Origin of the sequence: Kribbella sp. VKM Ac-2568, from assembly GCF_004345365.1 — a bacterium.
Classification (GTDB): Bacteria; Actinomycetota; Actinomycetes; order Propionibacteriales; family Kribbellaceae; genus Kribbella; species Kribbella orskensis.
Genome location: NZ_SLVF01000012.1, coordinates 209,752 through 235,291, shown reverse-complemented (window position 1 = coordinate 235,291; position 25,540 = coordinate 209,752). Strand labels below are relative to the sequence as shown.

Genomic DNA, 25,540 nt, shown 5'->3' with positions numbered 1-25,540 from the left:
ACATCCGGCCGTGTGTTGAGCGTGATCTTAGTGCAAACGGGGCTACTGGCCCGGTGGGCCCGGTGGAAACGAGGCTATTGGCCCGGCGAGACTGGCGGAAACGAGGCTACTGGCCCGGCGAGACGACCGTGCCGATCTTCTCGCCGCGGACGACGCGGGCGATGTTGCCCTCCTCGAGTCCGAAGATCACGATCGGCAGCGCGTTGTCGCGGGCCAGGCTGATCGCCGTCGCGTCCGCGACCCGCAACCCGCGGGCCAGGAAGTCGTCGTACGAGAGCTGGTCGAACTTCACCGCGTCCGGGTTCTTCTTCGGGTCGGAGTCGTAGACCCCGTCGACACCCTGCTTGCCCATCAGGAGCGCCTCGGCACCGATCTCCAGCGCCCGCTGCGCGGCCACCGTGTCGGTGGAGAAGTACGGCATGCCGGAGCCGGCGCCGAAGATGACGACCCGGCCCTTGGCCAGATGGCGGTCGGCCTTTCGCGGGATGTACGGCTCGGCGACCTGGCCCATCGTGATGGCCGTCTGGACCCGGGTCTCGACGCCCAGCTTCTCCAGGAAGTCCTGCAGTGCCAGGCAGTTCATCACCGTGCCGAGCATGCCCATGTAGTCAGCGCGGTTGCGTTCCATCCCGCGCTGCTGCAGTTCCGCGCCGCGGAAGAAGTTGCCGCCGCCGACCACCACGGCGCACTGCACACCGGCCCGGACCACCTCGGCGATCTGCTTGGCGATCGAGTTCACCACGTCGGGGTCGACGCCGAGTTTGCCGCCGCCGAACACCTCACCCGACAACTTCAGCAGCACCCGGTGGTAGGCCGGATCGAACGGCGAAGAGGCCGGATTCGTCTCGGTACCCAGGGTTTCCGTCACGACTCCGGCCTCCTCGTCGACTGCGTTGACTAGTGCTGGTCGCTGAGCCGTCAGGCTCCGACCTCGAAGCGAGCGAACCGCTTGACGGTCACGCCGGCCTCGTCCAGAACTGCCTTCACGGTCTTCTTGCTCTCCTGGACCGACGACTGCTCGAGCAGCACGACCTCCTTGAAGAAGCCGTTCACCCGGCCCTCGACGATCTTCGGCAGCGCCTGCTCCGGCTTGCCCTCCTCGCGGGCGGTCGCCTCGGCGATCCGCTTCTCGTTCTCGACCGTCTCGGCCGGGACCTCGTCGCGGGTGGTGTACAGCGGCCGCATGGCGGCGGCCTGCATGGCCGCACCGCGGGCGGCGTCGAGGTTGTCGCCCTCGAACTCGACCAGCACGCCCACCTGGGCCGGCAGGTCGGCCGCGCGCTTGTGCATGTAGGCCGCGACCTTGCCGTCGAAGACGGCGACCTTGCCGAGCTCCAGCTTCTCGCCGATGACGGCGGCCAGGGCCTCGATGTTCTCGGCCACGCTCTTGCCGTCGGCGAGCTTCTCGCCGAGCAGACCCTCGACGTCACCCACCTTGCTGGCGGCGGCGTGCGCGACGATGTCGGCCGCGAGCTGCTGGAACTGCTCGTTCTTGGCGACGAAGTCGGTCTCGCAGTTCAGCTGGACCAGCGCGTTCTCCGCCGCGGCCACCAGGCCGTTGGTGGCGGAGCGCTCGGCGCCACGCTTGGCGGCCTTGGCCGCGCCGTGGATGCGCAGCTCCTCGATCGCCTTCTCGAAGTCACCGTCGGTGGTCTCGAGTGCCTTCTTCGCGTCCATCATGCCCGCGCCGGTGGCGTCGCGGAGCTTCTTCACGTCAGCGGCGGTGTAGTTCGCCATTCCTCGTTCTCTCGATCTTTGTCGATGCGTCAGCTGGATGGGAGCGGTCGCCCGGCCAACAGGACCGGGCGACCAGGAAGCCTGATCAGGCCTCGTCGGCTTCCTTCGGGGCCTCGGTGCCCTCGACCGGGGTGTCGTCGGCCTCCGCGATGGTCTCGGCGACAGCGGCGCTCTCGGCGACCGGCGGGTTCTCCGCGACCTCGTCGGCGGCGGCAACGGCCTCGAAGGCCGGGACGTCGGCCACGGGAGCCTCGGCCACGGGGGCATCGGCGGCGGGGGCATCGGCGGCGGGGGCGTCGTCCTTCTTGGCCTCGGTGGTGGCGCCGTTCTGGCTCTCCAGCAGCTCACGCTCCCAGGCAGCCAGCGGCTCCTCGGCGCCCAGCTCCTCGCCGGCCGCGGCGGCACCCTGGCCACCGCGCGACATCAGACCGTCGGCGACGGCGTCGGCCACCACGCGGGTCAGCAGGCCGACCGAGCGGATCGCGTCGTCGTTGCCCGGGATCGGGAAGTCGACCTCGTCCGGGTCGCAGTTGGTGTCGAGGATGCCGATGATCGGCAGCTTCAGCTTGCGCGCCTCGTCGACCGCGAGGTGCTCCTTCTTGGTGTCGACGATCCAGACCGCGGCCGGAACGCGCGCCATGTCCCGGATACCACCGAGGGTCTTGAGCAGCTTGTCGTGCTCGCGACGCTTCTGCAGCAGCTCCTTCTTCGTCACGCCGGAGGCCGCGACGTCGTCGAAGTCCAGCAGCTCGAGCTCCTTGAGGCGCTGGAGCCGCTTGTTGACGGTCTGGAAGTTGGTGAGCATGCCGCCCAGCCAGCGCTGGTTCACGTAGGGCATGCCGACCCGGGTCGCCTGCTCGGCGATCGCTTCCTGGGCCTGCTTCTTGGTGCCGACGAACAGGATCGCGCCGCCGGAGGCGACGGTGCTCCGGACGAACTCGTAGGCGCGGTCGATGTACGACAGCGACTGCTGCAGGTCGATGATGTAGATGCCGTTGCGCTCGGTGAAGATGAATCGCTTCATCTTCGGGTTCCAGCGACGGGTCTGGTGCCCGAAGTGGACGCCGCTCTCGAGCAGCTGCTTCATGGTCACGACGGCCATGAGGTGTTCCTCCTGTCGCGCCCCGGCTCAGCCGGAGACGCCTGTCTCGGTTGTCCCGCGCCGGACCGGGATGGTCCGCCGCGCCTGACGCCCGCGCGAACCCATCCCGGCGAGCCGGGACCGAGGGGTACGCGTTGGATGCGGGCGTGCGAAGTCGTCCCACTCACGTGAGACGCCTCCAAAAGTCTACGGGACGACACCCGCCGGGAGCGAACCGGCCCCCACTTGTCCACAGGCGGCAATTTCCCCGCCGCTCACCACCCGCTCCAACGGCACATTTCCAGTATGAATCCCTCACCTGTAGCCGCCCGCCCCAACCTCACCCCCAAAGCCCTGGCGGCCCTCCTCCCCCTCGCCGCCCTCCCCTGGTTCCTCCCGACCCCGGCCGCCGCAGCCCCTGTCCCCACGGCACCTCCCGAGGCGATCTGGCCCCTCGCCCCACGACCACCCGTCATCCGAGGCTTCGAGCAGCCGGCGAAGCCCTGGCTCCCAGGGCACCGAGGCCTCGACCTGGCCGGCTCCCCTGGCCAGCCCGTCCGGTCAGCCACCTCCGGCACGATCACGTACGCCGGTCCGCTGGCCGGCCGCGGCGTCATCGTCGTCTCCCGCGGCCCCATCCGCACGACCTACGAGCCAGTGGTCCCCGCGATAAAGCCCGGCGCCGCGGTCACTCCTGGCTCGGCCCTCGGCACCCTGTCAGCCGCCGGCTCCCACTGCGCCCCCAAAACCTGCCTCCACTGGGGCCTCCTCCAGTCCGACACCTACCTCAACCCCCTGAGCCTCCTCGGCAGTAAGCCAGTCCGCCTACTCCCACTCACCCCAGCCACCAACCCCGCCCCCCAACGCGGCACTCCCCACCCCACCGCAGACCCACCCGCCGCGGACACCCATCCCACGCCCCAGACGAGCGCCGACCAGCAAACTGCCGCTGCCCTGAACCACTCACCCAGCGAAGGCGGCGATATGGCAGCCGGCCTTGTCGTCGCCGCGGCCGGTGTGCTCACGGTCGGCGGCGGGCTGATGATCAGGCGCCACTGATGCAAGGCCAGCGGCCCGATCTACCAACTACCGGGGACGCGGGCCTGCTAGCTACCGGGGACGCGGGCTTGCCAGGCGTCTTCGTCGCGGGAGCGGCGCTCGACCCCGGCGGGGAGCTTGCCCTTCGCCAGGTCCGTCAGCGTCGTGTGTTCCAGCACATCCCGCAAGCTGGCCCGGGCCGCGATCCAGACGCGCTGCAACACGACAGCCCGCTCGTTGTAGGCGACGCTCTCCGGCCGGACCCCGGAGATGCTCACGATCGGCCCGTCCACCGCCCGCATCACGTCCGCGACGGAGACCTCGTTCGGATCGACGGCGAGCTTCCACCCGCCGGACTGCCCTCGCTGGCTCGAGAGCACCCCGGCCCGGCGCAGGTCCGCCAGGATGCCCTGCAGGAAGCCGTGCGGAATGCCCTGCGCACGGCTGAGTTCCTCGGCGGAAACCACCGAGGGGTCGTTCGACACCCATCGCTGGGTGATCTCGATCAGCGCCCGCAGCGCATAGTCAGACTTCGCCGAAACCCGCATGATCCGCAGTCTGCCGTATCCAGGCCCCAGGTCAGGCCCGTGGATGGGCTTGTTCGTACGCGCGTCGCAGCCTTTCCCCCGAGACGTGCGTGTAGATCTGGGTCGTCGCCAGGGACGCATGTCCCAGCAACTCCTGCACGCTCCGGAGATCCGCGCCGCCTTCGAGCAGATGTGTCGCGGCCGTGTGGCGCAACCCGTGCGGCGACAGATCCGGCGCGTTCACCGCGTCGATCCGGGCGTGGACGAGGCGCCGGACGGCCCGTTGATCGATCCGCCCCCCTCGAGAGCCGAGGAACAACGCCGGCCCGCTCCCCGGCCGCGCGAGCTTCGGCCGCGCCTCCGCGAGCCACCTGTCCAACGCAGCACCCGCCGGTACGCCGTACGGGACCGAGCGTTCCTTGCGGCCCTTGCCGAAGACGCGGACCACCCGCCGCGCGTCGTCGACCTCGTCGATGTCGAGCGCGCAGAGTTCGCCGACCCGGATACCCGTTGCGTAGAGCAACTCCATGATCGCGAGATCGCGGAGCCCGACCGGGCTGCCGTCGTCGGCCGCGACCGCCGCGGCGTCGAACACAGCCCGTGTGTCGGCCTGCCCGAGCACGCCCGGGAGGGGTTTGTGCGGCTTGGGACTGGCGAGCAAGGCGCCTGGATCGGTCTCGATCCGGCCGGTCCGCTGCGCCCAGGCGGTGAAGACTCTCGCGGCCGTGGCACGGCGGGACATTGTGCTGCGGGCCTTGCCCAGGCTCTGCTGCTTCGCCAGCCAGGACCGCAGCCCACGGATGTCGAGGCTGCGCAGATCATCGTGACCAAGACGAGTCAAATGATCGATTAAATCCATCACATCACCGATGTAGGCTCGCACCGAATGTTCGCTGAGGTCCCTCTCCGCCGTCAGATGCCGCTCGTAGTCAGCCAGTAACACAGAGAAACCTTCCGGCCTGGAGGGGCTTTCACTGACATCGTCCGGCGCCATGTCCTGACCATGCGGGAGCGACCCCGGCGGCGCAAGCAGCCGCGCGGAGTTCGACAGAGGAGGTCTGGCCCGTAGCCCACTGGTCGACTACTGTTCGGCCCGATTGCCCTAGTAGCAACGGAGGCACCCCTGACCATGGCCCCCTCAGCGAACGGACAGACCGTAGGCCGGCGCCTGCCGGTCGAGTCGGCGTTCACTCGAGTCGAGGATGCGCGGCACCGTCTGCCGCGTCTGTTCGGTCGTCGCGACCTAGTCGTTCTCGGACTGGGTGTGATGATCGGGTCCGGCATTTTCAGCCTGAGCGGTAAGCAGGCTGCCAATGTGGCCGGCCCCGCCGTGATCTTGTCGTTCCTGATCGCCGCGGTGGTGTGCGTGCTGGCTGCGGCCTGCTACGCCGAACTCTCGTCGACGATCCCGGTCTCGGGTAGCGCTTACACCTTCAGCTACGTGACCTTCGGTGAGATGTGGGCCTGGCTGGTCGGCTGGGCGCTCGTGCTCGAACTCGTCACCGCGGCCGCGATCGTGGCCAGAGTGTGGTCCGCGTACTTCCTGGCGACCCTCGACGGATTCGGCGTCACCCTTCCCGAAGGGATCGCGCAGTTCTTCGGCCCGGACGCCAAGGTCAACCTGGTCGCGCCGCTGCTGCTGCTGGTGCTGACGGCGCTGATCGTGACCGGCACGAAGCTCTCGGCCCGGGTGCTCACGGTCGTGGTGCTGGCGAAGGTCGCGGTGATCGTGCTGGTCGTCGTCATCGGCGCGACCCACATCAACTTCGACAACTACCGGCCGTTCGTCCCGGACGCGCGCCCGGCACCCGCCACCGCCAGTCCGACCTTGCTCAGCTGGATCCTGGACTCGTCCTTCGGCTCCTTCGGGTTGATGGGCATCTTCACGGCCGCCAGCTCGATCGTCTTCGCCTACATCGGCTTCGACCTCATCGCGACCGCGTCCGAGGACGCCCGGAACCCGCGCAAGACGGTCCCGCAGGGCATGCTGCTCGGCGTCGGCGCCGTGACGATCCTGTACGTCGCGATGGCCGTGGTGCTGGTGGGCATGCGGCCGTACGGCCAGCTGGGTGGCGCCGCACCGGTGTCGGAGGCGATGTCCGCGGTCGGGGTCGGGTGGGCCGCCAAGGTGGTCAATCTCGGGGCGCTGCTAGCCCTGATGACGGTGATCATGGTCGTCTTGATCGCGCAGAGCCGCGTGCTCTTCAACATGGGCCGTGACGGCCTGCTGCCGAAGAGTCTCGGCCGGGTCAGCCGGGTCTACTCCTCTCCCGCTCGCGCCGCTGCCGCGGCCGGCTTCGCCGCAATCGCGCTGACCCTGTATCCGGGGGTCCTCGAGCTGGAGGAGCTGCTGGTCATCGGTGCGCTCTTCTGCTTCGCGTTCTGCGCGGTCGGCGTGCTGACGCTGCGGCGGACCGAGCCGAACCTCGAGCGCGGTTTCCGCGTCCCGATGGTGCCGCTCATCCCACTCCTGTCGCTGGCGGCGACGCTGTGGCTGATGCTCAACCTGAAGACGAGCACGTGGACCAAGTTCGGCCTCTGGATGCTGCTGGGCCTCGCGATCTACGGCCTGTACGGCCGCTGGCACAGCCGCCTGGCGAACGAGGACAGCTGGGACTTCGACATCGGCGACACCGACCCGGGAACGGGCGGCCTGCAGGCGTACCGCTCGGAGTCGGACGACCACGAACTTCGCGCTGTCCGGACGCCACCGAAGTCCACTCGCGGCAAGCACATGCGCAACTGAGGTTCTCGCGGCACCGCTGACGAGTCTGTTGTCCACAGGTTCTGAAGTCGGCCCCGAGATCGGTGACTTTCCCGGCATGTTCTTAGCCGGAGGTGGTCATCGATGCGGACCAAGGACGCAGTCGGGCAGTACGGCGAGGAGCTCGCCGCCAGGTATCTCGCGAAGTGCGGTTTCGCGATCCTCGAGCGCAACTGGCGCTGCGAGCTGGGCGAGATCGACATCGTCGCCCGTGACGGCGAGGCGCTGGTCGTCTGTGAGGTGAAGACCCGCCGCGGGCTGAACTACGGCAGCCCGCTGGAGTCCATCACCTACAAGAAGCTGGCGAAACTGCGCCGGCTGGTCGGCCGCTGGCTGCAGGAGCACGATCTGCGGCCGGGCGAGGTTCGGATCGACATCGTCGCCGTGCTCCTGCCACGCGGTGGCGACCCGAGCGTCGACCACGTCAGGGGCGTGGCCTGATGCCGCTGGCCCAGGCCTGGTCCGTCGCCCTGGTCGGCCTCGAAGGCCACCTGGTCGAGGTCGAGGCCGACATCGCCCAAGGCCTGCCGAAGACCACGCTGATCGGTCTGCCCGACGCATCGTTGTCAGAGGCAAGGGATCGCGTCCGCGCCGCCGTGGTCAACAGCGGCGAGAAGTTCCCCGACCGCAAGGTCACCATCGGCCTCTCCCCCGCCACCCTGCCGAAGACCGGCTCTCATTACGACGTTGCCATCGCTTGCTCTCTCCTCGCTGCAGGTGGCGTCGTCGACAGCCACCGATTGCGCAATACAGCGATCATCGGCGAGCTCGGCCTCGATGGCAGGATCAGGGAGGTCCGCGGCGCCCTCGCGATGACGCTGGCCGCCTCACGCTCAGGCTTCGAGCGGATCGTCGTCCCCGAACTGAATGCCGCCGAAGCCAAACTCGTGCCGTCCATCGAGGTGTACGGCGTGCGCTCGCTGCGGCAGGTGCTCGCCTTGCTCCGCGGCGTGGAGATCCCCGACGAAGCGCCGCCCCGGGCCGAGCCGCGTCTTATGTCCGAGTCGCTGACCCGGGTGCCCGAGGTGGATCTCGACGACGTGCTCGGACAGCACGAGGGTCGCCGTGCCATCGAAGCCGCAGCCGCCGGCGCGCACCACATCTTCCTCCACGGCCCGCCGGGCTCGGGCAAGACGATGCTCGCCGAGCGTCTGGCGGGTCTGATGCCGGACCTCAGCACGGACGACTCGTTGGAGGTGTCTGCAGTACACTCGCTCGCCGGCCTGCTCACCAGCGACGCGGAACTCGTCGTTCGCCCACCCTTCATCGCCCCACACCACACGGCCTCCCTGTCGAGCCTGGTCGGTGGTGGGTCGGGTGTGCCGCGCCCGGGCGCGATCAGCTGCGCTCATCGGGGCATCCTCTTCATCGACGAAGCCCCCGAGATGCACCCGCTGACGCTCGACACACTCCGCCAACCACTGGAGTCCGGCTTCATCGAGGTGCACCGCTCGGCGGCTGTGGCGAAGTTCCCGGCCCGATTCCTGCTGGTGCTTGCTGCCAACCCCTGCCCTTGCGGTCAATCGGGCACGCCCAACGGAATCTGCAACTGCACCCCGCAAGTCCTCACCCGCTACCGCCAGCGGATCAGCGGCCCGATCAAGGACCGCATCGACATCCAGCGCCAGATCCTCCCGGCTGCCCGCGGAGTGGCCGATGGCGATCGCCCCGAGTCCACCGCAGAAGTCGCCGCGCGGGTCAAAGCCGCTCGTGAACGGCAAGCCTTCCGATACCGGAACACCGGCTGGATCCTCAACAGCGAGATCCCTGGCCCGATCATGCGCCGCGAGTATCCGCTCGACGTGGCCAGCCAGAAGACCCTCGAATCCCTCTACGCCGACGGCCGCCTGACAGCCCGCGGTTTCGATCGAGTGGTCCGCCTCGCCTGGACCTTGGCCGACCTGGAGGGCCTGGATCGCCCCACACCAGACCTCACGCACCAGGCCTTCCAACTCCGCAGCGGCGCCCCACTGACTCCCCTCACCAACATCCGTCGAATCAGGGAAACCACGCCATGAACACCAACCTGGAACACCTCAACAGCCACCTGAAGCCGTCCAAGCCCCAACTGACCCCCGCCACCATCCCTCGGTTCATAGCTCCCGCTGACTTCCCTCAACCGAGCGGTGCCGAGGTGGGCGACCGTGAGTGCTCGACTACCGATGATGGTGGGCAACGATCGGTTGCTGGCGGGAGTGGGCGTGGAGTTGAGCCGCCGAAACCGCAGACTCGGCGCGCGGAATGGGACGAGGAGAGAATCGCGCGAGCGGGGTTGTCGCGCGTCATCGAGCCCGGTGACCCCGTCGCGCTGGAGACGTTCGCCGAACTGTCCGCGGTGGAGGCCTGGCGACTCCTGAAGACCAGCGCCCCAAGGTTCGAGCGATGGGCCCCTCGGGTCGCGGAAGTCCGGCCTGAGCGGGATCTGGAGCGCGCCGAGGCGGCAGGCGCTCGCTTCGTCATCCCTGGCGACGACGAGTGGCCCGAGCAGGTCGAAGTACTGGCTGATGCCGGCCAGCAGAGCCGGCGTGGCGGCGTCCCCTTCGGCCTCTGGGTCCGCGGCAAACCCGACCTCCGCCATGCCTTGGCGAACTCAGTCGCCATGGTCGGCGCCCGCGCGTGTTCGTCGTACGGCGAGCACGCGGCCTCTGAGCTCGCCACTGGACTCGCCGAGAACGGCGCCACGGTGGTCTCGGGCGGCGCGTACGGGATCGACGCTGCCGCTCACCGAGGAGCACTAGCCGGGTCAGGCATCACCATCGCGATCCTCGCCTGCGGCGTGGACGTCAGCTACCCGAAGAGCAACACGAACCTGTTCGACCGAATCGCCGCAGATGGCTTACTCGTCAGCGAACTACCTCCGGGCTGTTCGCCGACCAAGCTCCGCTTCCTCGCTCGCAACAGGTTGATAGCGGCAACGACCCTGGGCACGGTTGTTGTCGAGGCAGCAGTTCGTAGCGGTGCCCTCAACAGCGCAGGCTGGGCCGAACAATGCGGCCGCCCGGTTCTCGCCGTCCCCGGCCCCATCACTTCCCGCATGTCCGAAGGCGTCCACCTCCTGGTCCGCGAGCGCAACGCCGTACTGGCCACGAGCGTCGCCGACGTATTGGAAGCCATCTCCCCACTGGGCACCCGGCTGACTATCTACCCCCACGCCCCCGCCACTCCCACAGACAACCTCGACCCCGACGTCCAACGCACCCTCGACGCCGTCCCGGTCGTCACCCCAGCCCCACCCACTCGCATAGCCGCCACCGCGGGCCTGGATCTCGACACCGTCCAGGAATGCCTGGAGACGCTCGCCGACCTGGACCTGGTCGAATACCACCCACCCGGCTGGCGCCTCTCCCCCAACCACCGCCACGCCCTAACCACACTCCCCTAACACTGAGGATGTAGGTGGGTTAGCGGCCGAAGTCGGAGTCCTTCGGGACTTCCAGATCGGTCTTGGCCAGTTCTTCGATGTTGACGTCGCGGAAGGTGACGACCTTGGCGTTCTTGACGAAGCGGGCTGAGCGGTAGACGTCCCAGACCCAGGCGTCCGCCATGGTCACCTCGAAGTAGACGTCGCCGCCCTCGGTGCGGACCTTCAGGTCGACCGCGTTGCACAGGTAGAAGCGCCGTTCGGTCTCCACCACGTACTTGAAGATCCCGACGACGTCCTTGTACTCCCGATAGAGCTGTAGCTCCATATCGGTCTCGTACTTCTCGAGGTCGTCAGCGCTCACGCCTCCACCTCGCTAGCGCTCGGCTCCGGCGTGAGCGCTAAGGCGGCCCTGTTGTTTGTTCGCTCGCTGCGCTCGCTCATCGGCTCTCCACTCCGGTGGGACTGGTCACATTCTGTCCCATATCGGTCCGCATACTGCGGCGGACATTCTCGAACCGCCTTCGATGTTGTGGACACGGGCCGTATTCGTCCAGTGCCGCCTGGTGCTCAGGGGTGCAGTATCCCTTGTGAATCGCGAAATCGTACTGCGGGTACACCTCGTGCCAGTGCTGCATGATCCGGTCCCGGGTCACCTTGGCGATCACCGAGGCGGCCGCGATGCAGGCGGCCACCCGGTCACCCTTCCAGATCGCGAGTCCCGGCACGCCGAGCCCGTCGACCCCGAACCCGTCGGTCAGCACGTACTGCGGGCGCAGGTCGAGCCGGAAGAGCGCCCGGCGGAGCGCCTCGACGTTGGCGACGTGCATGCCGAGCCGGTCGCACTCGGCGGCCTCGATGGAGACCACCGACCACGCCACGGCGCGCTCGCGGATCTCGTCGTAGCAGCGATCACGTGCCTTCGCCGTCAGCAACTTCGAATCCGCGAGTTCGGGGATCTGGCCGCGTTTGCCGTCCGGCAGGATCACCGCGGCGGCCACCAGCGGCCCGGCACACGGTCCGCGGCCGGCCTCGTCCACACCGGCGATCGGGTCCAGCCCGACGCGCCGGAGCGCCCGCTCGTAGCCGTACAGACCGGCGTCACGCCGGATGGTGATGCCGCGCGGAAGTGCGCTCATCCGCGACTCCGTAGTGCCTCGTTCCGCACCGGTACCTCGCTCACTTGGGTGGTGGCGTCAGGGAGATCGAGGGTTTGTCCGGGGCAGGTCCTGGCGCCGGAATGGATTTGAAGGTGTCGGGGACACCGAGCTTGGCGAAGTTGCTGGCCGGCCAGACCACCAGTACCGCGCGCCCGGTGACCTTGTCCAGCGGCACGAAGGCGGCGTCGCCCGGGTTGCCGCCATCGGCGTTGGTGTCGCTCAGGTGCACCCGGGAGTCGCCCGACTCGGACCGGTGGTCACCCATCACGAAAACACGGCCCGCTGGGACCGTGACCTGGAACTCCATCGCCGACGGGGCGTCACCCGGATACAGGTAGCTTCCCTCGTCCAGCGGCTGCCCGTTCACCATCAGGCGGCCCTTGGCGTCACAGCAGGCGACCTTGTCACCGGGCATGCCGATCAGGCGCTTGATCAGGTGACCGTGGCTGGAGTCCGGCAGCAGGCCGACGATCTCGAAGAACCGGCCCACCGAACCGCGCTTCTGGCCGCTCTCCTCCTCGCCGAGCCAGCCGCCCGGATCCTCGAAGACGACCACGTCGCCGCGCTCCACGTCGGTCAGCTTCTCGACCACCACCCGGTCGCCGACCAGCAGGGTGTTCTGCATCGACTCGCTCGGGATGATGAACATCTGGCCGACGAAGGCCCGCAGGATCGACGAGACGATGAGAGCACCGACCACGATCAGCACAAACTCGCGAGCGGCGGCCGCGAGCCCCGAGCGGTGGGGTGGATTCTCTTTCGTCGCTGTCGGTGTCTCAGTCACTTCTTCAGCCCCGGCTTCTTGAAGGTTTCCGGAGGACGCAGCATCGTCATCCGGTCAGACGGCCAGATTACGCAACAGGCACGGCCAACCACGTTCTCGACCGGCACGAACCCTCCACCGGGGCCACCCATGTGCGCACGGGAGTCGGCGGATTCGGCCCGGTTGTCGCCCATCACCCACAGGTGACCGGGCGGTACGACCACGCTGAACGTCTGGTTCGAGGGCTTGGCGTCCTTCAGCAGGTACTCCTGCTCGTCCAGCGGGATCTTGTTCACGGTGATCCGCCCGGACCGGTCGCAGCAGACCACCTTGTCGCCGCCGATGCCGATCACCCGCTTGACCAGGTGACCCTCACCGCTGCGCGGCAGGATACCGACGAACTCGCCGACCCGCCGGAAGGGGCCGGGGACCTGCTGTTCCTCGTTCAGCCAGTTGCTGGGGTCCTTGAAGACGATGATGTCGCCACGGTCGACGTCGCGGTGCAGATAGCTGACCTTCTCGGCCAGGATCCGGTCGTTCGTCGTGAGCGTGTCGTACATCGACTCCGACGGCACATAAAAGGCCTCGGCGACGAAGAGCCGCAGGACGACCGTGATGACCAGCGCGAGCACAGTCACGGTGGTCATCTCGGTCAGCAGGCTCAGCAGCGGGTTCCGCTGCTTGAGCCTGCGGTGCCGTCCTTTACTGCGACGTGCCCTCCTGGCGACCGGGCGAGCGCGAGTCGCAGTGCTCGGCGCCATACTTGACCGTCGTAACTAGACGATCAGGAGGCCGGAACGTCCCGCTTCTCCTTGATCTTGGCTGCCTTGCCGCGCAGCTCGCGCAGGTAGTACAGCTTCGCGCGGCGCACATCGCCGCGGGTCACGACCTCGACCTTGTCGACGATCGGGGTGTGCATCGGGAAGGTCCGCTCGACGCCGACGCCGAAGCTGACCTTGCGGACCGTGAAGGTCTCCTGCAGGCCACCACCCTGGCGCCGGATCACGACACCCTGGAACACCTGGACGCGGGACCGGTTGCCTTCGACGACCTTGACGTGCACCTTGACGGTGTCACCGGCCCGGAAGGCGGGGATGTCGTCGCGCTTGCTCGCGTTGTCGAGCTCGTTCAGGACGTTGCTCATCAGGTGTCTCTTCCTCGCGCGTGCCACAGGTCACCCACGAATGCTCGAATGGTGAGGAGTCATAGATGTCGCCGATCGGTGGTCACCCCCTGTGGCAGGAGCACCGAACGGCAACAGCGACCAAGTTTGCCACACCGGCATGGCCGCAACGAAATCAGCGTCGCCGTCGCCGCTTCATCAGGAGCACCAGCTCCACTTTCGCAGTCTGTTGCTCCCTACTTACCTCTCGGTAACCGGTATTCCGGTACAGCTGCAGGTTGCGGTCACTCTCCGCACCCGTGGACAGCTCGTACCGCGTGACCTCGGCGGGCGCGGTCTGCTCCGCGACCCGGAGCAGCTTCTTCCCGATGCCACGGCCCTGCCAATCGGGCGCCACCATCAACCGGCCGATCCGGGCCACCTCGCCTTCTACGACCACCTGGACGGATCCCACGACCCGGGCGCCGACCATCGCCTTCCACACCCCGCCTTGGGCGATCCGCTCGATCGTGCCCGCGAGTTCCTCCTGCAGCGGCGGGATGGTCAGGTCCGCGTATGCCTGGCCCTCGGTCAGGTACGCCGCACGCTGCAGGGTGTTGATCTCCCCGGCGTCGGCCTCGCTCGCGGGCAGCACCTTCGCCAGCAGCGCGGCGTCCTCCTTGCGCTCCACGACGTCGGCCTTGTGACCCACGGTGGCACCCCAGGCCGCCAGGAGATCCGGCCGGCGCTCGGCGGTACGGCGTACGGACTCGTCGTGGCGCCACTTGGCGATCAGCGCGTGGTTGCCCGACAGCAGGACCTCCGGGACCTCGTGGCCGCGCCAGGAGGTGGGCTTCGTGTAGACCGGGTACTCCAGCAGGCCGTCGCCCGAGTGGGACTCCTCGGCCAGGGACTCCGGGTTGCCGATCACACCGGGCAGCAGCCGGGCAATAGCCTCCACCATGACCAGTACTGCGACCTCGCCGCCATTGAGCACGTAGTCCCCGATGGAGACCTCGTCCACCCGCATCCGCTCGGCAGCATGCTCCGCCACCCGCGCGTCGATGCCCTCGTACCGCCCGCAGGCGAAGGTCAGCCAAGGCTCAGCGGCAAGCTCATACGCAAGGGCCTGGGTGAACGGCCTACCAGCAGGCGTCGGCACGATCAGCCGCGGCTGCGAGGGACCATCGGCCGGGGCGACGTCGTCCAGCGCCTCACCCCACGGCTCGGGCTTCATCACCATGCCCGCGCCGCCGCCGTACGGGGTGTCGTCGACGGTCCGGTGGCGGTCATGAGTCCACTCGCGCAGGTCGTGCACCCGAACGTCCAACAGACCGCTCTTGGCCGCCTTGCCGACCAGGCTCACGTCCAGCGCGGCCAGGTACTCCGGGAAGATCGAGACGACGTCCAGCCTCATCAGTCGCCAGCTCCCTGGGCGGGCTCCGTCGCGACCACCTCTGCGCCCTCCGGGTCGAGCAGACCGGGCCGGTCGGCCACTACGACATACTGCGTGGCCAGGTCGATCTCCGGGACCAGTTCCTCAACCAGTGGGACCAGTACTGCGTTGCCGGCCGGGCGGCGGATCTCCAGCAGGTCCTGCGACGGCAGGTGCACCACGTCGATCACCTCGCCCGCTTCCACGCCCTCGGTGGTCCGGACCTTCAGGCCGATCAGCTCGCGGTCGTAGTACTCCTCCGGGTCCTCCGGGCGCTCGTCCTCGTCGATCTCGGCCTGGAGCTCCAGGTTGCGCAAGAGTTCCGCGGCGGTCCGGTCCGGCGCCTCGGCGAACTTCACCAGCAGGCGGCCGCTGTGCCAGCGACTGGCGTCGACCGTGAGGGTGCGCGGGGTCTTCTCGGTCGTGACGAGCTTCGCGCCGTCGGCGAACCGGCGGTCCGGCTCGTCCGTCCGCACATCCAGGCCAACCTCGCCCTTGATCCCGTGGGCCCGGCCGATCCGGCCGACGATCACCAGCACCGCAAGTTCCTACCTTCTGACCGTGAGCCCGCAGCGGGCCCTACTTGAACCGGGCCCGAACGGGGCCCACCTGTTGCACAGTGTCGGTATAGCAGTGAAGGGCCGCACCCAGGGTGTGGGTACGGCCCTTCAGGGACTGTTCGGGCTCAGCGGCGCGGGCGCCGGTTGAACTCGTCGACGAAGTCGATCCGGACCGACGCCTCGGAGCTGAGCGCCCCGACCACGGTACGGATCGCGGTCGCCGTCCGGCCGTTGCGGCCGATCACCTTGCCGATGTCGTCGGGGTGCACGTGCACCTCGAGGGTGCGTCCGCGCCGCAGGTTGCGGGACCGGACGCTGACGTCGTCAGGGTTGTCCACGATGCCTCGGACCAGGTGCTCGAGCGCCTCGGTCTCCATCATGGTCAGGCCTTGGCGTCGTCGGCCGGCGCCTCGGCGGCGGGAGCGTCGGCGGCCGGAGCCTCGTCAGCATTCGCCTCGACCTTGGCGGCCTCGTCCTTGGGAGCCTCGTCCTTGGGAGCCTCGTCCTTGGGAGCCTCGTCCTTGGGAGCCTCGTCCTTGGGGGCGTCGTCCTTGGCGGCGTCGGCCTTCTTCTCGGCCTTCGGCTCAGCCTTCTTGGCGGCGGCCTTCTTGGTCGTGACGGCGTCGGTCTTCACGGTGCCGTGCGCCTCGGCGAGGGCCTCGTTGAAGATCTCCTGCTTGTCACGCTTCGGCTCCTTGACCCGCAGCGGCGCCGGGGCCTCCAGGCCCTTGAACTTCTGCCAGTCACCGCTGGCCTTGAAGATCGCCTCGACGGCCTCGGTCGGCTGCGCGCCGACGCCCAGCCAGTACTGCGCCCGGTCCGACTCGACGTGGATGAACGACGGCTCGGTCTTCGGGTTGTACTTGCCGATCTCCTCGATGGCGCGGCCGTCACGCTTGGTGCGGGCGTCCATCACGACGATGCGGTAGTGCGGCGCACGCTTCTTGCCGATGCGCTTCAAACGGATCTTGACTGCCACGTTTGTGGGGTCTCCCTCGGGATTTCATGTCTGGTTGAGCAGCAACCGGCGTCGTGGGGACAACGAGCAGCCACTCGGATGGGCCGCCATGGGACGTGGAGTTAGAGGGCTGCACGCGATCCAGACGGACTCAGCCCGCCATTCTGCCAGATCCCCCCACCCCGAACCAATTCCACTCCCCCGGGGAGGAGCGAGTGGCGCCCAGTCGTGGATCGAGGGGGCCGGCAAGCGATTACCGGCAACGCGGATCCACGAGTGAGTGACAACTCACCACTTCGCGGCCTCAGGAGCGGAAGGGGGCGAGGTCGGGGAGGTGGTCGACATAGCCGTCGAGGAGCTGGTGGGCGGCCGTGACCGAGTCGATCAGGGGGTGCCAGGCGAAGGCTCGGATGGCGGCGGCTCGGGAGCCGGTCGCGGCGGCTTCGATGGTGGAGCGTTCGACGGCCTTGACAGCGCAGACCAGGCCGGCCTGGTGGTCGGTGAGCTGGGACACGTCCACCGGCCGGGCGCCGTTCGCGTCGACCGTGCACGGGATCTCGACGACGGCGTCGTCATCCAGATGCCGGAGGGTGCCGCGGTTCCGCACGTTGAGGATGAGCGAGGCGCGTTCGTTGTGGGCTATCGCCCGCATCAACGACAGCGCGACCTGCTCATAGCCACCCGCGGACATGTCCCGCTCGTCCCGCTCCCCCGCCTCGGCGACCGCGCGACTCTCGACCATGTACGTCGACTCGCGCTCGGCCCGGGTCTTCTGCCACAGCTCCAGGGCGGCTGACGGGTGCCGGGCGGTCTCCGCGTAGAAGGCGGACTGCTGCTCCAGCAGGAACGTGCCACGCGTCTGCTCGACGGTCTGCACGGCCGCCAAGGTCTCCCGCGCGAAGTAGTAGTAGTGCAGGTACTCGTTCGGGATCGACCCGAGCGAGCGCAGCCACTCCACCCCGAAGAGCCGGCCCTCCTCGAAGTCCGCGAGCGCCGCCGAGTCCGCGAGCAACGCCGGCAGGTGATCGACACCACCCGACTGCAGCCCTCGCAACCAGCCAAGGTGATTCAGCCCCGCGTAGTCGTAGAACACCTGCGACGCGTCCAGCCCGAGGGCCAGCGCGGCCCGTCGCCCGAGCCCGGAGGGAGAGTCGCAGATCCCGATCACCCGGTCGCCCAGGTACGGGATCATCGCCTCGGTCACCATGCCGGCCGGGTTGGTGAAGTTGATGACCCAGGCCTCGGGAGCCACCGCAGCCACCCGCTGGGCGATGGCCGTTGCCACCGGCAACGTGCGCAACCCGTACGCGATGCCGCCCGCGCCGACTGTCTCCTGACCGAGTACGCCGAGGTCGAGCGCGACGCGTTCGTCGATCGTGCGCCCCTCGAGTCCACCCACCCGGATCGCGGAGAAGACGAAGTCCGCACCCCGCAGGGCCTCGTCGAGATCGGTCGTCTCCGTCACCACCGGGGCAGCGCCCGGAGCCAGGTCGGCCTGCTGCCGGAGTACGGAACCGATCGACGCCAGCCGGGAGCGGTCGGTGTCGTAGAGCACGACCGAGGTGATCCGGCCATCGCCGCGATCCCCCAGCAGGGCCTGGTATACGAGCGGCACCCGGAATCCCCCGCCGCCGAGGATGGTCAGTCTCACGTGAGCACCACCTGCACCCCTGCCTCCTCCATCTGCGCCCGGGTCGCCTCGTCGGCGCCGGGCTCGGTCACCACCATTGAAAGCTCGGACGGCTCGCACACCTTGGCGACACCGTGGCCGGGGAACTTGGTCGCGTCGGCCAGCAGCACCACCCGGTCGGCAGCCTTGATCATCGCCCGCTTCACCGGTACCTCGATCATCGTGCTGTCCATCACCCGCCCGTCGGGGCGAATCCCACTGGTCCCGAGGAACAGCCAGTCGACGTGGATCTGCCGCAGGCTCTCCTCGGTCAGGTATCCGACGAGAGACCGGTAGCTGCGCCGGACGAAGCCGCCCAGGATGATCAGTTCGATCTGCTCGTCGTTCTGCAACTCCTCCAGTACGGCGAGGTTGCTCGTCACCACGGTCAACGACCGCCCGTGCAGATGCTGCGCGAGCCGGAGCGCGGTGGTCCCGATGTCGAGCAGCACGGACTGACCGTCGCTGACCAGGGCAGCAGCCCGCCGCGCGATCTTGTCCTTCTCATCGGCCCGTACCGCGCTGACCTCGGCGAAGGGTTCGTCGCCACCATCGACAGCCAGCGCACCGCCGTACACGCGGGTCAGCCGGCCCTGCTCGTGCAACTGCTCGAGGTCGCGCCGGATCGTCGCCTCGCTGACCCCCAGTTGGGCAGCCAGCACCTTCACACCCCCGGCCCCGTCGGCCCGAAGCGCGCGGACGATCTGATCCTGCCGCTGCTTTGGCAACACGGAAAGACCGTATCACGCAAACTACGCCACACTCGATCACAACTCTGCAGGGGTATTGCGTACTTTGCGCATCCGTTCCACACTGTCTGCACGAGTTTGAGCGACCCTGCAGGAGTGTGCTGACCATGAGCGATCGAGACACGCCACTGGACGTGGTCGTGTCCGGCCTGGTGTTCCACGACCTCGTCCTCGGCCTGCCCACCGCACCGCAGCCCGGTACCGAGGTCTGGGCGTCGGACTCGGCCGAGAGCCCGGGCGGGATCGCCAACTTCGCGGTCGCGCTGGCCCGGCTGGGCCTGCGCACCGGACTCGTCGCGGCCTTCGGCGCGGACGACCTCGGCCACCGTCTCTGGGACAAGCTGACCCAGGACGAGGGCATCGATCTGACCCTCTCCCGCAAGCTCGACGGCTGGCAGACCCCCCTCACGGTGGCCCTTGCCTATGACAACGACCGGGCACTGGTCACCCGGGGTACCCCTCCCCCGCTGTCAGCCGACGAGCTTCTCACCACGCCGCCGGCCGCTCGCGCCGTCGCCGCTCACATCGGTCCCTGGCCGAACGAGTGGCTCGCGAAGGCGAAGGCGGCCGGCAGCGTGGTGTTCGCCGACGTCGGCTGGGATCCCTCGGAACAGTGGGACCCGGCTGTGCTCGACCAGCTGGAGCACTGCGACGTGTTCCTGCCGAACGCCGGCGAGGCGATGAGCTACACCCGTACTACGTCCCCGGGCGACGCGCTCGAGCGACTGGCGACCAAGGTCCCGGTAGTCGTCGTGTCAGACGGGGCGAACGGAGCCCTGGCGATGGACGCCCGCACCGGCGAGCGCGTCGCAGTACCGGCTTTCCCAGTCCAGGCGGCGGACACCACCGGGGCGGGTGATGTGTTCGCCGCCGGGTTCATCGCGGCCACGTTGTGGGAGCTGCCACTGGCCGAGCGCGTGCGGTTCGCCGCGCTCACGGCGGCGCTCTCCGTGACCCGGCTCGGTGGCGCCGACGCGGCGCCTCGCTGGGCCGACCTGGCCGCATGGCAGCAGCACCATCCAGAAGATCAATCCCTTGCCGCGCTGATCAGCGCGCACACCGGAAGCGCACCCCAGCGCGACCAGTCAGGAAGGTAGAACCATGGAGCTCTCACGTCGGACGCTGCTCGCCGGGGGCTTCGCAGCCATGCTCGGCAGCACTGTTGTCGGCTGTTCGTCCAGCATGGACACGGGATCGACCAAGAAGAACGCCACCGGCAACATCGCGCTGTGGTGCTGGCCGGGCGGCCTGGGCAAGACGGTCCTGGACGACACCATCGCGCACTTCCCCGACCAGCACATCAAGTACTCCGAGATCGGCGGCGACTTCAAGCAGAAGCTGGTCACCACTCTCAACGGCGGCACCAGCATCCCCGACATCACCGGCGTGAAGGGTGAGGACATCGCCTCGCTGCTGCCGCAGGCCGACCGCTTCGTCGACCTGAAGACGATCGGCGCCGACTCCTTCCTGGGCGACTACCTGGGGTGGAAGGTCAAGCAGGCCACCACGCTGGACGGCAAGGTGATCGGCATCCCGATCGACATCGGCCCGACCGCGCTGTTCTACCGCGAGGACGTCTTCACCGTCGGCGGGCTGCCTGGTGATCCCGCCAAGGTGGCCGAGCAGCTGAAGACCTGGGACGACTTCCTGGCCGCCGGGCTGGAGCTGAAGAAGTCCAACCCGAAGGCGCTGATCGTTGCCGACGCCACCGACATGTACGGCACGATCGTCAACCAGGGCACCGAGCGCTACATCGACAAGGACAACAAGTTCATCGGCGACCAGGACCACATCCGGAAGGCCTGGGACACCGCGGTGAAGGCGATCACCACCGGCGTCGACGGCAAGACGCTCGGCGGTACGCCGGACTGGAACGCCGGCCTCGACCAGGGCACGGTGCCGACCGTGACCGGCGCGGCCTGGGTCGCCCTGGACATCAAGGCCGCCTGCAAGACCAGCGTCGGGAAGTGGCGGGTCGCCCCGACCCCGAGCGGCCCGGCGAACTTCGGCGGCTCGTTCCTGACCATCACCAAGAACGCCGCCGATCCGGCCGCCGCGCTCGAGGTGATCAAGTACATGCTCAGCGCGGACAACCAGGCCAAGGCCTTCGCCGACGCGCAGATCTTCCCGTCCGCCCCGGCGGCCTACGACAAGCCCCAGCTGAAGGCGGCGGACCCGTTCTTCGGCGGCCAAGTGCCGATCGAGGTCTTCGGGCCGGCCGCGAAGGACATCCCGATCGCGTACGAGGCGCCGCTCGACACCGCGGTCGCCGCGCCGTTCACCGACGGCCTGAAGCTGGTCCAGGCGGGCAAGAAGGCGTCGGACGCGGCCTGGGCTGAGGCCGTCTCGAAGGCGAAGCAGATCGGCAAGCGTCAGGGCGTGCAGTGACCCTGACCGCGACCGCGCCACCCAGGACGACCAGTACTGCGAAGCCCGGGCGCAGGCGGAGCATCTGGTCGTACTGGCGGTTCTATCTGGCGCTGTCGCCGTTCTACCTGATCTTCCTGGTGTTCGGGCTGTACCCGGTCGCGTCGACGATCCTGCTCGCTTTCCAGAAGTGGGACGGGCTCGGCGCGCGGCAACTGGTGGGGCTGCAGAACTTCCGGTTCCTGCTGGAGGACAGCACGTTCTGGTTGTCCCTGTGGAACACGGTCGTGCTGTTCGCGATGTCGACCGTGCCGACGCTGGCGATCGCGATGGTGCTGGCCGTGATGCTGCACTCGGCGGTGCGGCTGAAGGGCGTGTACCGGATCGCCTACTTCATCCCGAACATCACCTCGCTGGTGGCGGCGGCGATCTTCTTCGCCGCCGTCTTCAGCACCAACTTCGGGCTGATCAACGCCGGGCTGCGCGCGCTCGGGCTGCCCACCGAGGACTGGCTCGGGCAGCCGTGGGGGATCAAGATCGCGATCTCCACGATGATCGTGTGGCAGTGGACCGGCTACAACACGATCATCTACCTGGCCGGACTGCAGGCGATCCCCACCGAGCAGTACGAGGCGGCCAAGGTCGACGGGGCCGGGCCGTTCCGGACCTTCTTCTCGATCACGCTGCCGCAGTTGCGCCCGGTGGTGCTCTTCACGGTGATCATGTCGACCATCGGCGGCCTGCAGACCTTCACCGAACCGCAGGTGATGGTCGGCAACAGCGGCGGCACCGGCCAGAGCGGGCTCACCGTGGTCATGTACTTCTACAACCAGGCCTTCGGCGCCAACGACTACGGCTACGCCGCGGCCATTGCCCTGAGCATCTTCATGCTGGTGCTGCTGTTCACCGCGATCAACTGGAAACTGCTCGGCGGAAGGGGCAGACAATGACCGCCGTCACTCAGACAGCGCCGGCCGGCAACGAGCAGCCGGTGCAGAGCCGACCTTCGAAGCATCGGCCGGTGAAGTGGCGCGGGCTGCTGCTGCACGCGTTGCTGGCGATCGCCGGGCTGCTCTGCCTGTTCCCGTTCTTCTGGACGCTGGTGATGGCGACCAACACGACGGCCGACATCTACCGGTTCCCGCCGAAGTTCACCTTCGGCTCGCAGTTCGACGACAACGTCCGCGAGGTGCTCGCGAACGTGGCGTTCTTCCAGTCGATGGGCAACACCGCGATCGTGGCCGTCTCGACCACCCTGCTGGTGCTGTTCTTCGACTCGCTGGCCGCCTTCACCTTCGCCAAGTTCCGGTTCCCCGGCCGGAACGCGCTGTTCGTGATCCTGCTCGCGACGATGCTGCTGCCTGCCCAGCTCGGCGCGGTACCGCAGTTCCAGACGATGGCGGCGTTCGGCTGGGTCGGGTCACTGAAGGCGCTGGTGATCCCGGCCGCGGCCAATGCCTTCGGCATCTTCTGGCTGCGGCAGTACTTCCAGAACTCGATCCACGACGAACTGGTCGAGGCCGCCACGCTGGACGGGTGCGGCTTCCTCGGGGTCTACCGGCACGTGGCGCTGCCGTCGGCCCGGCCGGCGCTGGCGTTCCTCGGGATCTTCACCTTCGTCGCCTCGTGGAACGACTACTTCTGGCCGTTGATCGTGCTGACCAACCCCGATCACCTGACCCTGCAGGTGGCGTTGTCGTCGCTGAACCGCAGCCACGGCGTCGACTACAGCATGGTGATGACCGGTGCTCTGATGGCGATGGTGCCGCTGATCGTGGTCTTCATCATCTTCGCGCGTCAGTTCATCAAGGGAGCCACCGAAGGCGCCATCCGCGGCTGATCCGTCAGCGCCGGTTGATACGGGTGTAGAGCTGATCGGCGCCGGGGCCGGTCAGCTCGTCCCGCTCGACCGGCCGCCCGTTCAGCACCCGCAGCACGGCCTCGCCGGAGGCGTGCACGTCCTGGCCGTCGCCCGAGGACCAGTCGTAGCCGTCGGCAACCAGTCGCAGACCGTCGAGTCTCTTCCGAGCGCTGCCGCCGACCGAGATCGTCATCGGCCACTTGGTCGTCATGGAGAAGTCCGCCACGATCCGGAAAGCTTCGGCAGGCACCGGTCGTGGCCGTCCCAGCGGGAGCCGGATGTCGAGGGCATGGACGACGGCGTCGACCAGCACCGCATCCATCGGCACTCCCACCGGCTTCGCCCCGTTCGCGGCGTTCGCGCGCAACTGGTCCAGGATCGCAGCCGGCCCGCGGTGCGCCCAGCGCACCGCCATCTCGGCGCTTGCCTTGTTCAACCGGAACCCCGACCTGGCCAGCGACGCCAACGTCTCGGTCACCGGCATGGCCGGCGCCCAGGCGAGGTGCGCCGCGACGGCCTGCACCGTCCAGGCGCCGCACAGGGATCGGGTCTCCCACTCGGCAGGTTCGAGAGTCTCGAGGAACTCGATCAGCGCCAGCCGCTCCGCACGGATCAGTGACTGCAGTTCAGCCATGGCCGGAGTGTGACACGACTTCCCTCTACCCAGGTAGAGCCCGGAAGCTGGCCGAGCTAGCCGGTAGGGTGCGGAACCGGTAGCGGCAGGGCAACGTCGGAGGGGGCGTCATGGTTGGCAAACGAGGGCGCGTGATCGGCCGGATCGCACCGGGAATCGTCGGCGAGGTGATGCTGCCGGTCCGCGGTGCCACCGAGGCCTTCTACGCTTACCCCGCGGCCGACGAGGTGATCGAGGTGGGCACACCGATCGTGGTGGTCGAGTTCGATCCACCCCGCACGGTCTACGTCGCCCGCGCCATCTGATCTCCGCCCTTCACCCTACTGTTCCACGTTCCCTGGAGGGGAAATGCTCTGGACGTACCTGATCATCGGCGCCGTCGCGCTGGTGGTCCTCCTGATCCTGTTCCGGATGGTCTGGCGGGTGGCGGAGCCGAACGAGGCCCTGATCATCTCCGGGCTCGGCGCGCACTCCAGCCAGGAGCAGATCAACGAGACCCTCGGCTTCAAGATCGTGGTCGGCCGCGGTACCGCGGTACTGCCCGGCTTCCAGACCGTACGGCGCCTGCCGCTCGACATCCGGGCGACTCCGTTGACGGTCACCTGTGTCTCCAGCCAGGGAATTCCCCTGCACATCAAGGGAGTCACGGCGTACAAGGTCGGCGACGACTACGGCTCGATCGCGAACGCGGCCCGGCGGTTCCTGGAGCAGAGCGACGAGCAGGTGATGGGCACCATCCACGAGTTGTTCGCGGGCCACCTGCGCGCGATCGTCGGCTCCACCACGGTCGAGGAGATGCTGCACGACCGGGAGACGCTGACCACGAACATCCGCGGCTCGCTGGCCGGCGACATGGAGAAGCTCGGCCTGGTGGTCGACTCGCTGCAGATCCAGGAGATCGACGACGAGTCCGGCTACATCAAGAACCTCGGCCGTCCGCAGGCCGCCGCCGTCGAGGCGGCCGCCCGGATCGCGCAGGCCGAGCGGGACCGCGAGGCCACCGAGCGCGAGCAGGTCGCCGCCGCGGCCAAGGCCGCCGCAGTAAGGCAGAGCTCGATCGCGCAGGCCGGCTACCAGGCCGAGGTCGACCAGGCGAACTCGAAGGCGTCGCAGTCCGGCCCGCTGGCCGAGGCACTCGCCCGCCAGGAGGTAGTGGTAGCCGAGACCGAGACCGCGAAGCTGAATGCCTCGCTGGCCGAGAAGCAGTTGGAGTCGTCGGTGCTGAAGCCGGCCGACGCCGAGGCGTACAAGCAGCGCACGCTGGCCCAGGCCGCCCGCGACGCGCAGATCGCGGCCGCCGAGGCCCAGGCCCGCGAGGTCACCCTGCGCGGTGAGGCGCAGGCGAAGGCGACCGAGCTGAACGGTAAGGCCGAGGCGCTCGCGGTCCAGGCGAAGGCGATGGCGGAGGCGGCCGGTATCAAGGCGCGCGCCGAGGCGCTGGCCACGAACACCGACGCGGTCGTCGCGCAGCAGCTGGCCGAGGCCTACCCGGAGATCGTCCGCGCGGCCGCGAGCTCGTTCGAGAAGGTCGGCAACATGGTGGTGCTGAACGGTGCCCAGGGCATCGAGGACACCCTGGTCAAGACGATCACGATGGGCGGCTCCGGCTTCGCCCTGGCCAAGCAGCTGATCGACTCGCTCGGCAGCAACGGCAAGACCCCGACCCTCGAGGCCGTACCGAACGAGGACGCGCGGGCCTGACGCCCTGTTCTGGGAAGCCTTTCGACCACAAGTTAATCACTAACGATTCACCCAGATGATCAGTTCCTAAGTC

At 68.3% G+C, this 25,540-nt stretch carries 27 protein-coding genes and 1 pseudogene; 11 read left to right on the top strand and 17 right to left on the bottom strand.

Annotated elements, in window-relative coordinates; translation table 11 throughout:
• Nucleotides 1-106: 106 nt before the first annotated feature.
• The 3 genes from pyrH to rpsB all read right to left on the bottom strand — a co-directional run bounded on the left by pyrH (nucleotide 107) and on the right by rpsB (nucleotide 2,839).
• Nucleotides 107-868, bottom strand: a complete 762-nt coding sequence (gene pyrH, locus EV648_RS31725; protein ID WP_132298800.1) for a UMP kinase — start codon at nucleotides 866-868, stop codon at nucleotides 107-109.
• A gap of 50 nt (nucleotides 869-918) precedes the next feature.
• Nucleotides 919-1,737 (bottom strand): translation elongation factor Ts, encoded by an 819-nt coding sequence (gene tsf / locus EV648_RS31720; RefSeq protein ID WP_132191492.1) that lies wholly within the window; start codon nucleotides 1,735-1,737, stop codon nucleotides 919-921.
• An 85-nt stretch (nucleotides 1,738-1,822) separates the two neighbouring features.
• Nucleotides 1,823-2,839, bottom strand: a complete 1,017-nt coding sequence (rpsB, locus tag EV648_RS31715) for a 30S ribosomal protein S2 (protein ID WP_132298799.1) — start codon at nucleotides 2,837-2,839, stop codon at nucleotides 1,823-1,825.
• Between the two features lie 285 nt (nucleotides 2,840-3,124).
• On the opposite strand from rpsB, the gene EV648_RS31710 reads away from it, so the two are divergent.
• Nucleotides 3,125-3,877 (top strand): M23 family metallopeptidase, encoded by a 753-nt coding sequence (locus EV648_RS31710; protein WP_132298798.1) that lies wholly within the window; start codon nucleotides 3,125-3,127, stop codon nucleotides 3,875-3,877.
• A 47-nt stretch (nucleotides 3,878-3,924) separates the two neighbouring features.
• On the opposite strand, the gene EV648_RS31705 is transcribed toward EV648_RS31710, so the two are convergent.
• Nucleotides 3,925-4,404, bottom strand: a complete 480-nt coding sequence (locus EV648_RS31705; RefSeq protein ID WP_132191489.1) for an Rrf2 family transcriptional regulator — start codon at nucleotides 4,402-4,404, stop codon at nucleotides 3,925-3,927.
• Nucleotides 4,405-4,435: 31 nt separating this feature from the next.
• The gene (locus EV648_RS31700; protein ID WP_132298797.1) at nucleotides 4,436-5,377 is read right to left on the bottom strand and encodes a tyrosine recombinase XerC; all 942 of its coding nucleotides are present in this window, start codon (nucleotides 5,375-5,377) and stop codon (nucleotides 4,436-4,438) included.
• A 135-nt stretch (nucleotides 5,378-5,512) separates the two neighbouring features.
• Here EV648_RS31700 and EV648_RS31695 point away from each other — a divergent pair, with 135 nt between their 5' ends.
• From EV648_RS31695 to dprA, 4 genes are all read left to right on the top strand, one after another.
• Nucleotides 5,513-7,129 (top strand): APC family permease, encoded by a 1,617-nt coding sequence (locus tag EV648_RS31695; protein WP_132298796.1) that lies wholly within the window; start codon nucleotides 5,513-5,515, stop codon nucleotides 7,127-7,129.
• Between the two features lie 102 nt (nucleotides 7,130-7,231).
• Nucleotides 7,232-7,588 (top strand): YraN family protein, encoded by a 357-nt coding sequence (locus EV648_RS31690; protein WP_132298795.1) that lies wholly within the window; start codon nucleotides 7,232-7,234, stop codon nucleotides 7,586-7,588.
• Nucleotides 7,588-9,165 carry a YifB family Mg chelatase-like AAA ATPase gene (locus tag EV648_RS31685; RefSeq protein WP_132298794.1) on the top strand — a complete coding sequence of 526 codons (1,578 nt, stop codon included), beginning with the start codon at nucleotides 7,588-7,590 and terminating at the stop codon, nucleotides 9,163-9,165. The genes EV648_RS31690 and EV648_RS31685 overlap by 1 nt, the downstream gene beginning before the upstream one ends.
• 254 nt (nucleotides 9,166-9,419) lie before the next feature.
• Complete coding sequence (gene dprA, locus EV648_RS31680; protein ID WP_241995784.1) at nucleotides 9,420-10,529, top strand: DNA-processing protein DprA; 1,110 nt, start codon at nucleotides 9,420-9,422, stop codon at nucleotides 10,527-10,529.
• Between the two features lie 19 nt (nucleotides 10,530-10,548).
• On the opposite strand, the gene EV648_RS31675 is transcribed toward dprA, so the two are convergent.
• From EV648_RS31675 to EV648_RS31625, 11 genes and pseudogenes are all read right to left on the bottom strand, one after another.
• Nucleotides 10,549-10,872, bottom strand: coding sequence for a DUF2469 domain-containing protein (locus EV648_RS31675; protein WP_077012708.1), 324 nt, complete (start codon nucleotides 10,870-10,872; stop codon nucleotides 10,549-10,551).
• Between the two features lie 76 nt (nucleotides 10,873-10,948).
• Entirely contained in the window at nucleotides 10,949-11,647 is a 699-nt protein-coding gene (locus EV648_RS31670) for a ribonuclease HII (RefSeq protein WP_132298792.1), read from the bottom strand.
• A gap of 40 nt (nucleotides 11,648-11,687) precedes the next feature.
• Nucleotides 11,688-12,452: a signal peptidase I gene (lepB, locus tag EV648_RS31665; protein WP_132298791.1), complete on the bottom strand. Its 765-nt coding sequence runs from the start codon at nucleotides 12,450-12,452 to the stop codon at nucleotides 11,688-11,690.
• A complete protein-coding gene (gene lepB, locus EV648_RS31660; protein ID WP_241995783.1) occupies nucleotides 12,449-13,078 on the bottom strand; it encodes a signal peptidase I in 630 nt (209 codons plus the stop codon). Before lepB (EV648_RS31660) ends, lepB (EV648_RS31665) begins: the two co-directional genes overlap by 4 nt.
• A gap of 137 nt (nucleotides 13,079-13,215) precedes the next feature.
• Complete coding sequence (gene rplS / locus EV648_RS31655) at nucleotides 13,216-13,575, bottom strand: 50S ribosomal protein L19 (RefSeq protein WP_132298789.1); 360 nt, start codon at nucleotides 13,573-13,575, stop codon at nucleotides 13,216-13,218.
• A gap of 154 nt (nucleotides 13,576-13,729) precedes the next feature.
• Nucleotides 13,730-14,950, bottom strand: coding sequence for a tRNA (guanosine(37)-N1)-methyltransferase TrmD (trmD, locus tag EV648_RS31650; RefSeq protein WP_132298788.1), 1,221 nt, complete (start codon nucleotides 14,948-14,950; stop codon nucleotides 13,730-13,732).
• A complete protein-coding gene (gene rimM, locus EV648_RS31645) occupies nucleotides 14,950-15,507 on the bottom strand; it encodes a ribosome maturation factor RimM (protein ID WP_132191479.1) in 558 nt (185 codons plus the stop codon). The genes trmD and rimM overlap by 1 nt, the downstream gene beginning before the upstream one ends.
• A gap of 146 nt (nucleotides 15,508-15,653) precedes the next feature.
• A complete protein-coding gene (locus tag EV648_RS31640) occupies nucleotides 15,654-15,905 on the bottom strand; it encodes an RNA-binding protein (RefSeq protein ID WP_132191592.1) in 252 nt (83 codons plus the stop codon).
• 164 nt (nucleotides 15,906-16,069) lie between these two features.
• Nucleotides 16,070-16,507: pseudogene (gene rpsP / locus EV648_RS31635) on the bottom strand (30S ribosomal protein S16); the annotation flags it as partial.
• Between the two features lie 283 nt (nucleotides 16,508-16,790).
• Nucleotides 16,791-18,137 (bottom strand): 6-phospho-beta-glucosidase, encoded by a 1,347-nt coding sequence (locus EV648_RS31630; protein ID WP_132298786.1) that lies wholly within the window; start codon nucleotides 18,135-18,137, stop codon nucleotides 16,791-16,793.
• Nucleotides 18,134-18,886, bottom strand: a complete 753-nt coding sequence (locus EV648_RS31625; protein ID WP_132298785.1) for a DeoR/GlpR family DNA-binding transcription regulator — start codon at nucleotides 18,884-18,886, stop codon at nucleotides 18,134-18,136. Before EV648_RS31625 ends, EV648_RS31630 begins: the two co-directional genes overlap by 4 nt.
• 125 nt (nucleotides 18,887-19,011) lie before the next feature.
• Here EV648_RS31625 and EV648_RS31620 point away from each other — a divergent pair, with 125 nt between their 5' ends.
• The 4 genes from EV648_RS31620 to EV648_RS31605 all read left to right on the top strand — a co-directional run bounded on the left by EV648_RS31620 (nucleotide 19,012) and on the right by EV648_RS31605 (nucleotide 23,111).
• Nucleotides 19,012-20,001: a carbohydrate kinase family protein gene (locus EV648_RS31620; protein WP_132298784.1), complete on the top strand. Its 990-nt coding sequence runs from the start codon at nucleotides 19,012-19,014 to the stop codon at nucleotides 19,999-20,001.
• A 4-nt stretch (nucleotides 20,002-20,005) separates the two neighbouring features.
• The gene (locus tag EV648_RS31615) at nucleotides 20,006-21,292 is read left to right on the top strand and encodes an ABC transporter substrate-binding protein (RefSeq protein WP_132298783.1); all 1,287 of its coding nucleotides are present in this window, start codon (nucleotides 20,006-20,008) and stop codon (nucleotides 21,290-21,292) included.
• Nucleotides 21,289-22,221: a carbohydrate ABC transporter permease gene (locus EV648_RS31610; RefSeq protein ID WP_132191473.1), complete on the top strand. Its 933-nt coding sequence runs from the start codon at nucleotides 21,289-21,291 to the stop codon at nucleotides 22,219-22,221. The genes EV648_RS31615 and EV648_RS31610 overlap by 4 nt, the downstream gene beginning before the upstream one ends.
• A gap of 71 nt (nucleotides 22,222-22,292) precedes the next feature.
• On the top strand, nucleotides 22,293-23,111 hold the full coding sequence (locus EV648_RS31605) for a carbohydrate ABC transporter permease (RefSeq protein ID WP_132191591.1): 819 nt from the start codon (nucleotides 22,293-22,295) through the stop codon (nucleotides 23,109-23,111).
• Nucleotides 23,112-23,115: 4 nt separating this feature from the next.
• On the opposite strand, the gene EV648_RS31600 is transcribed toward EV648_RS31605, so the two are convergent.
• Nucleotides 23,116-23,766: a maleylpyruvate isomerase family mycothiol-dependent enzyme gene (locus EV648_RS31600; protein WP_132298782.1), complete on the bottom strand. Its 651-nt coding sequence runs from the start codon at nucleotides 23,764-23,766 to the stop codon at nucleotides 23,116-23,118.
• Nucleotides 23,767-23,876: 110 nt separating this feature from the next.
• On the opposite strand from EV648_RS31600, the gene EV648_RS31595 reads away from it, so the two are divergent.
• Both EV648_RS31595 and EV648_RS31590 read left to right on the top strand, forming a co-directional pair.
• Complete coding sequence (locus EV648_RS31595; RefSeq protein ID WP_132191471.1) at nucleotides 23,877-24,071, top strand: hypothetical protein; 195 nt, start codon at nucleotides 23,877-23,879, stop codon at nucleotides 24,069-24,071.
• A gap of 43 nt (nucleotides 24,072-24,114) precedes the next feature.
• A complete protein-coding gene (locus EV648_RS31590) occupies nucleotides 24,115-25,467 on the top strand; it encodes a flotillin family protein (RefSeq protein ID WP_132298781.1) in 1,353 nt (450 codons plus the stop codon).
• Nucleotides 25,468-25,540 lie beyond the last annotated feature (73 nt).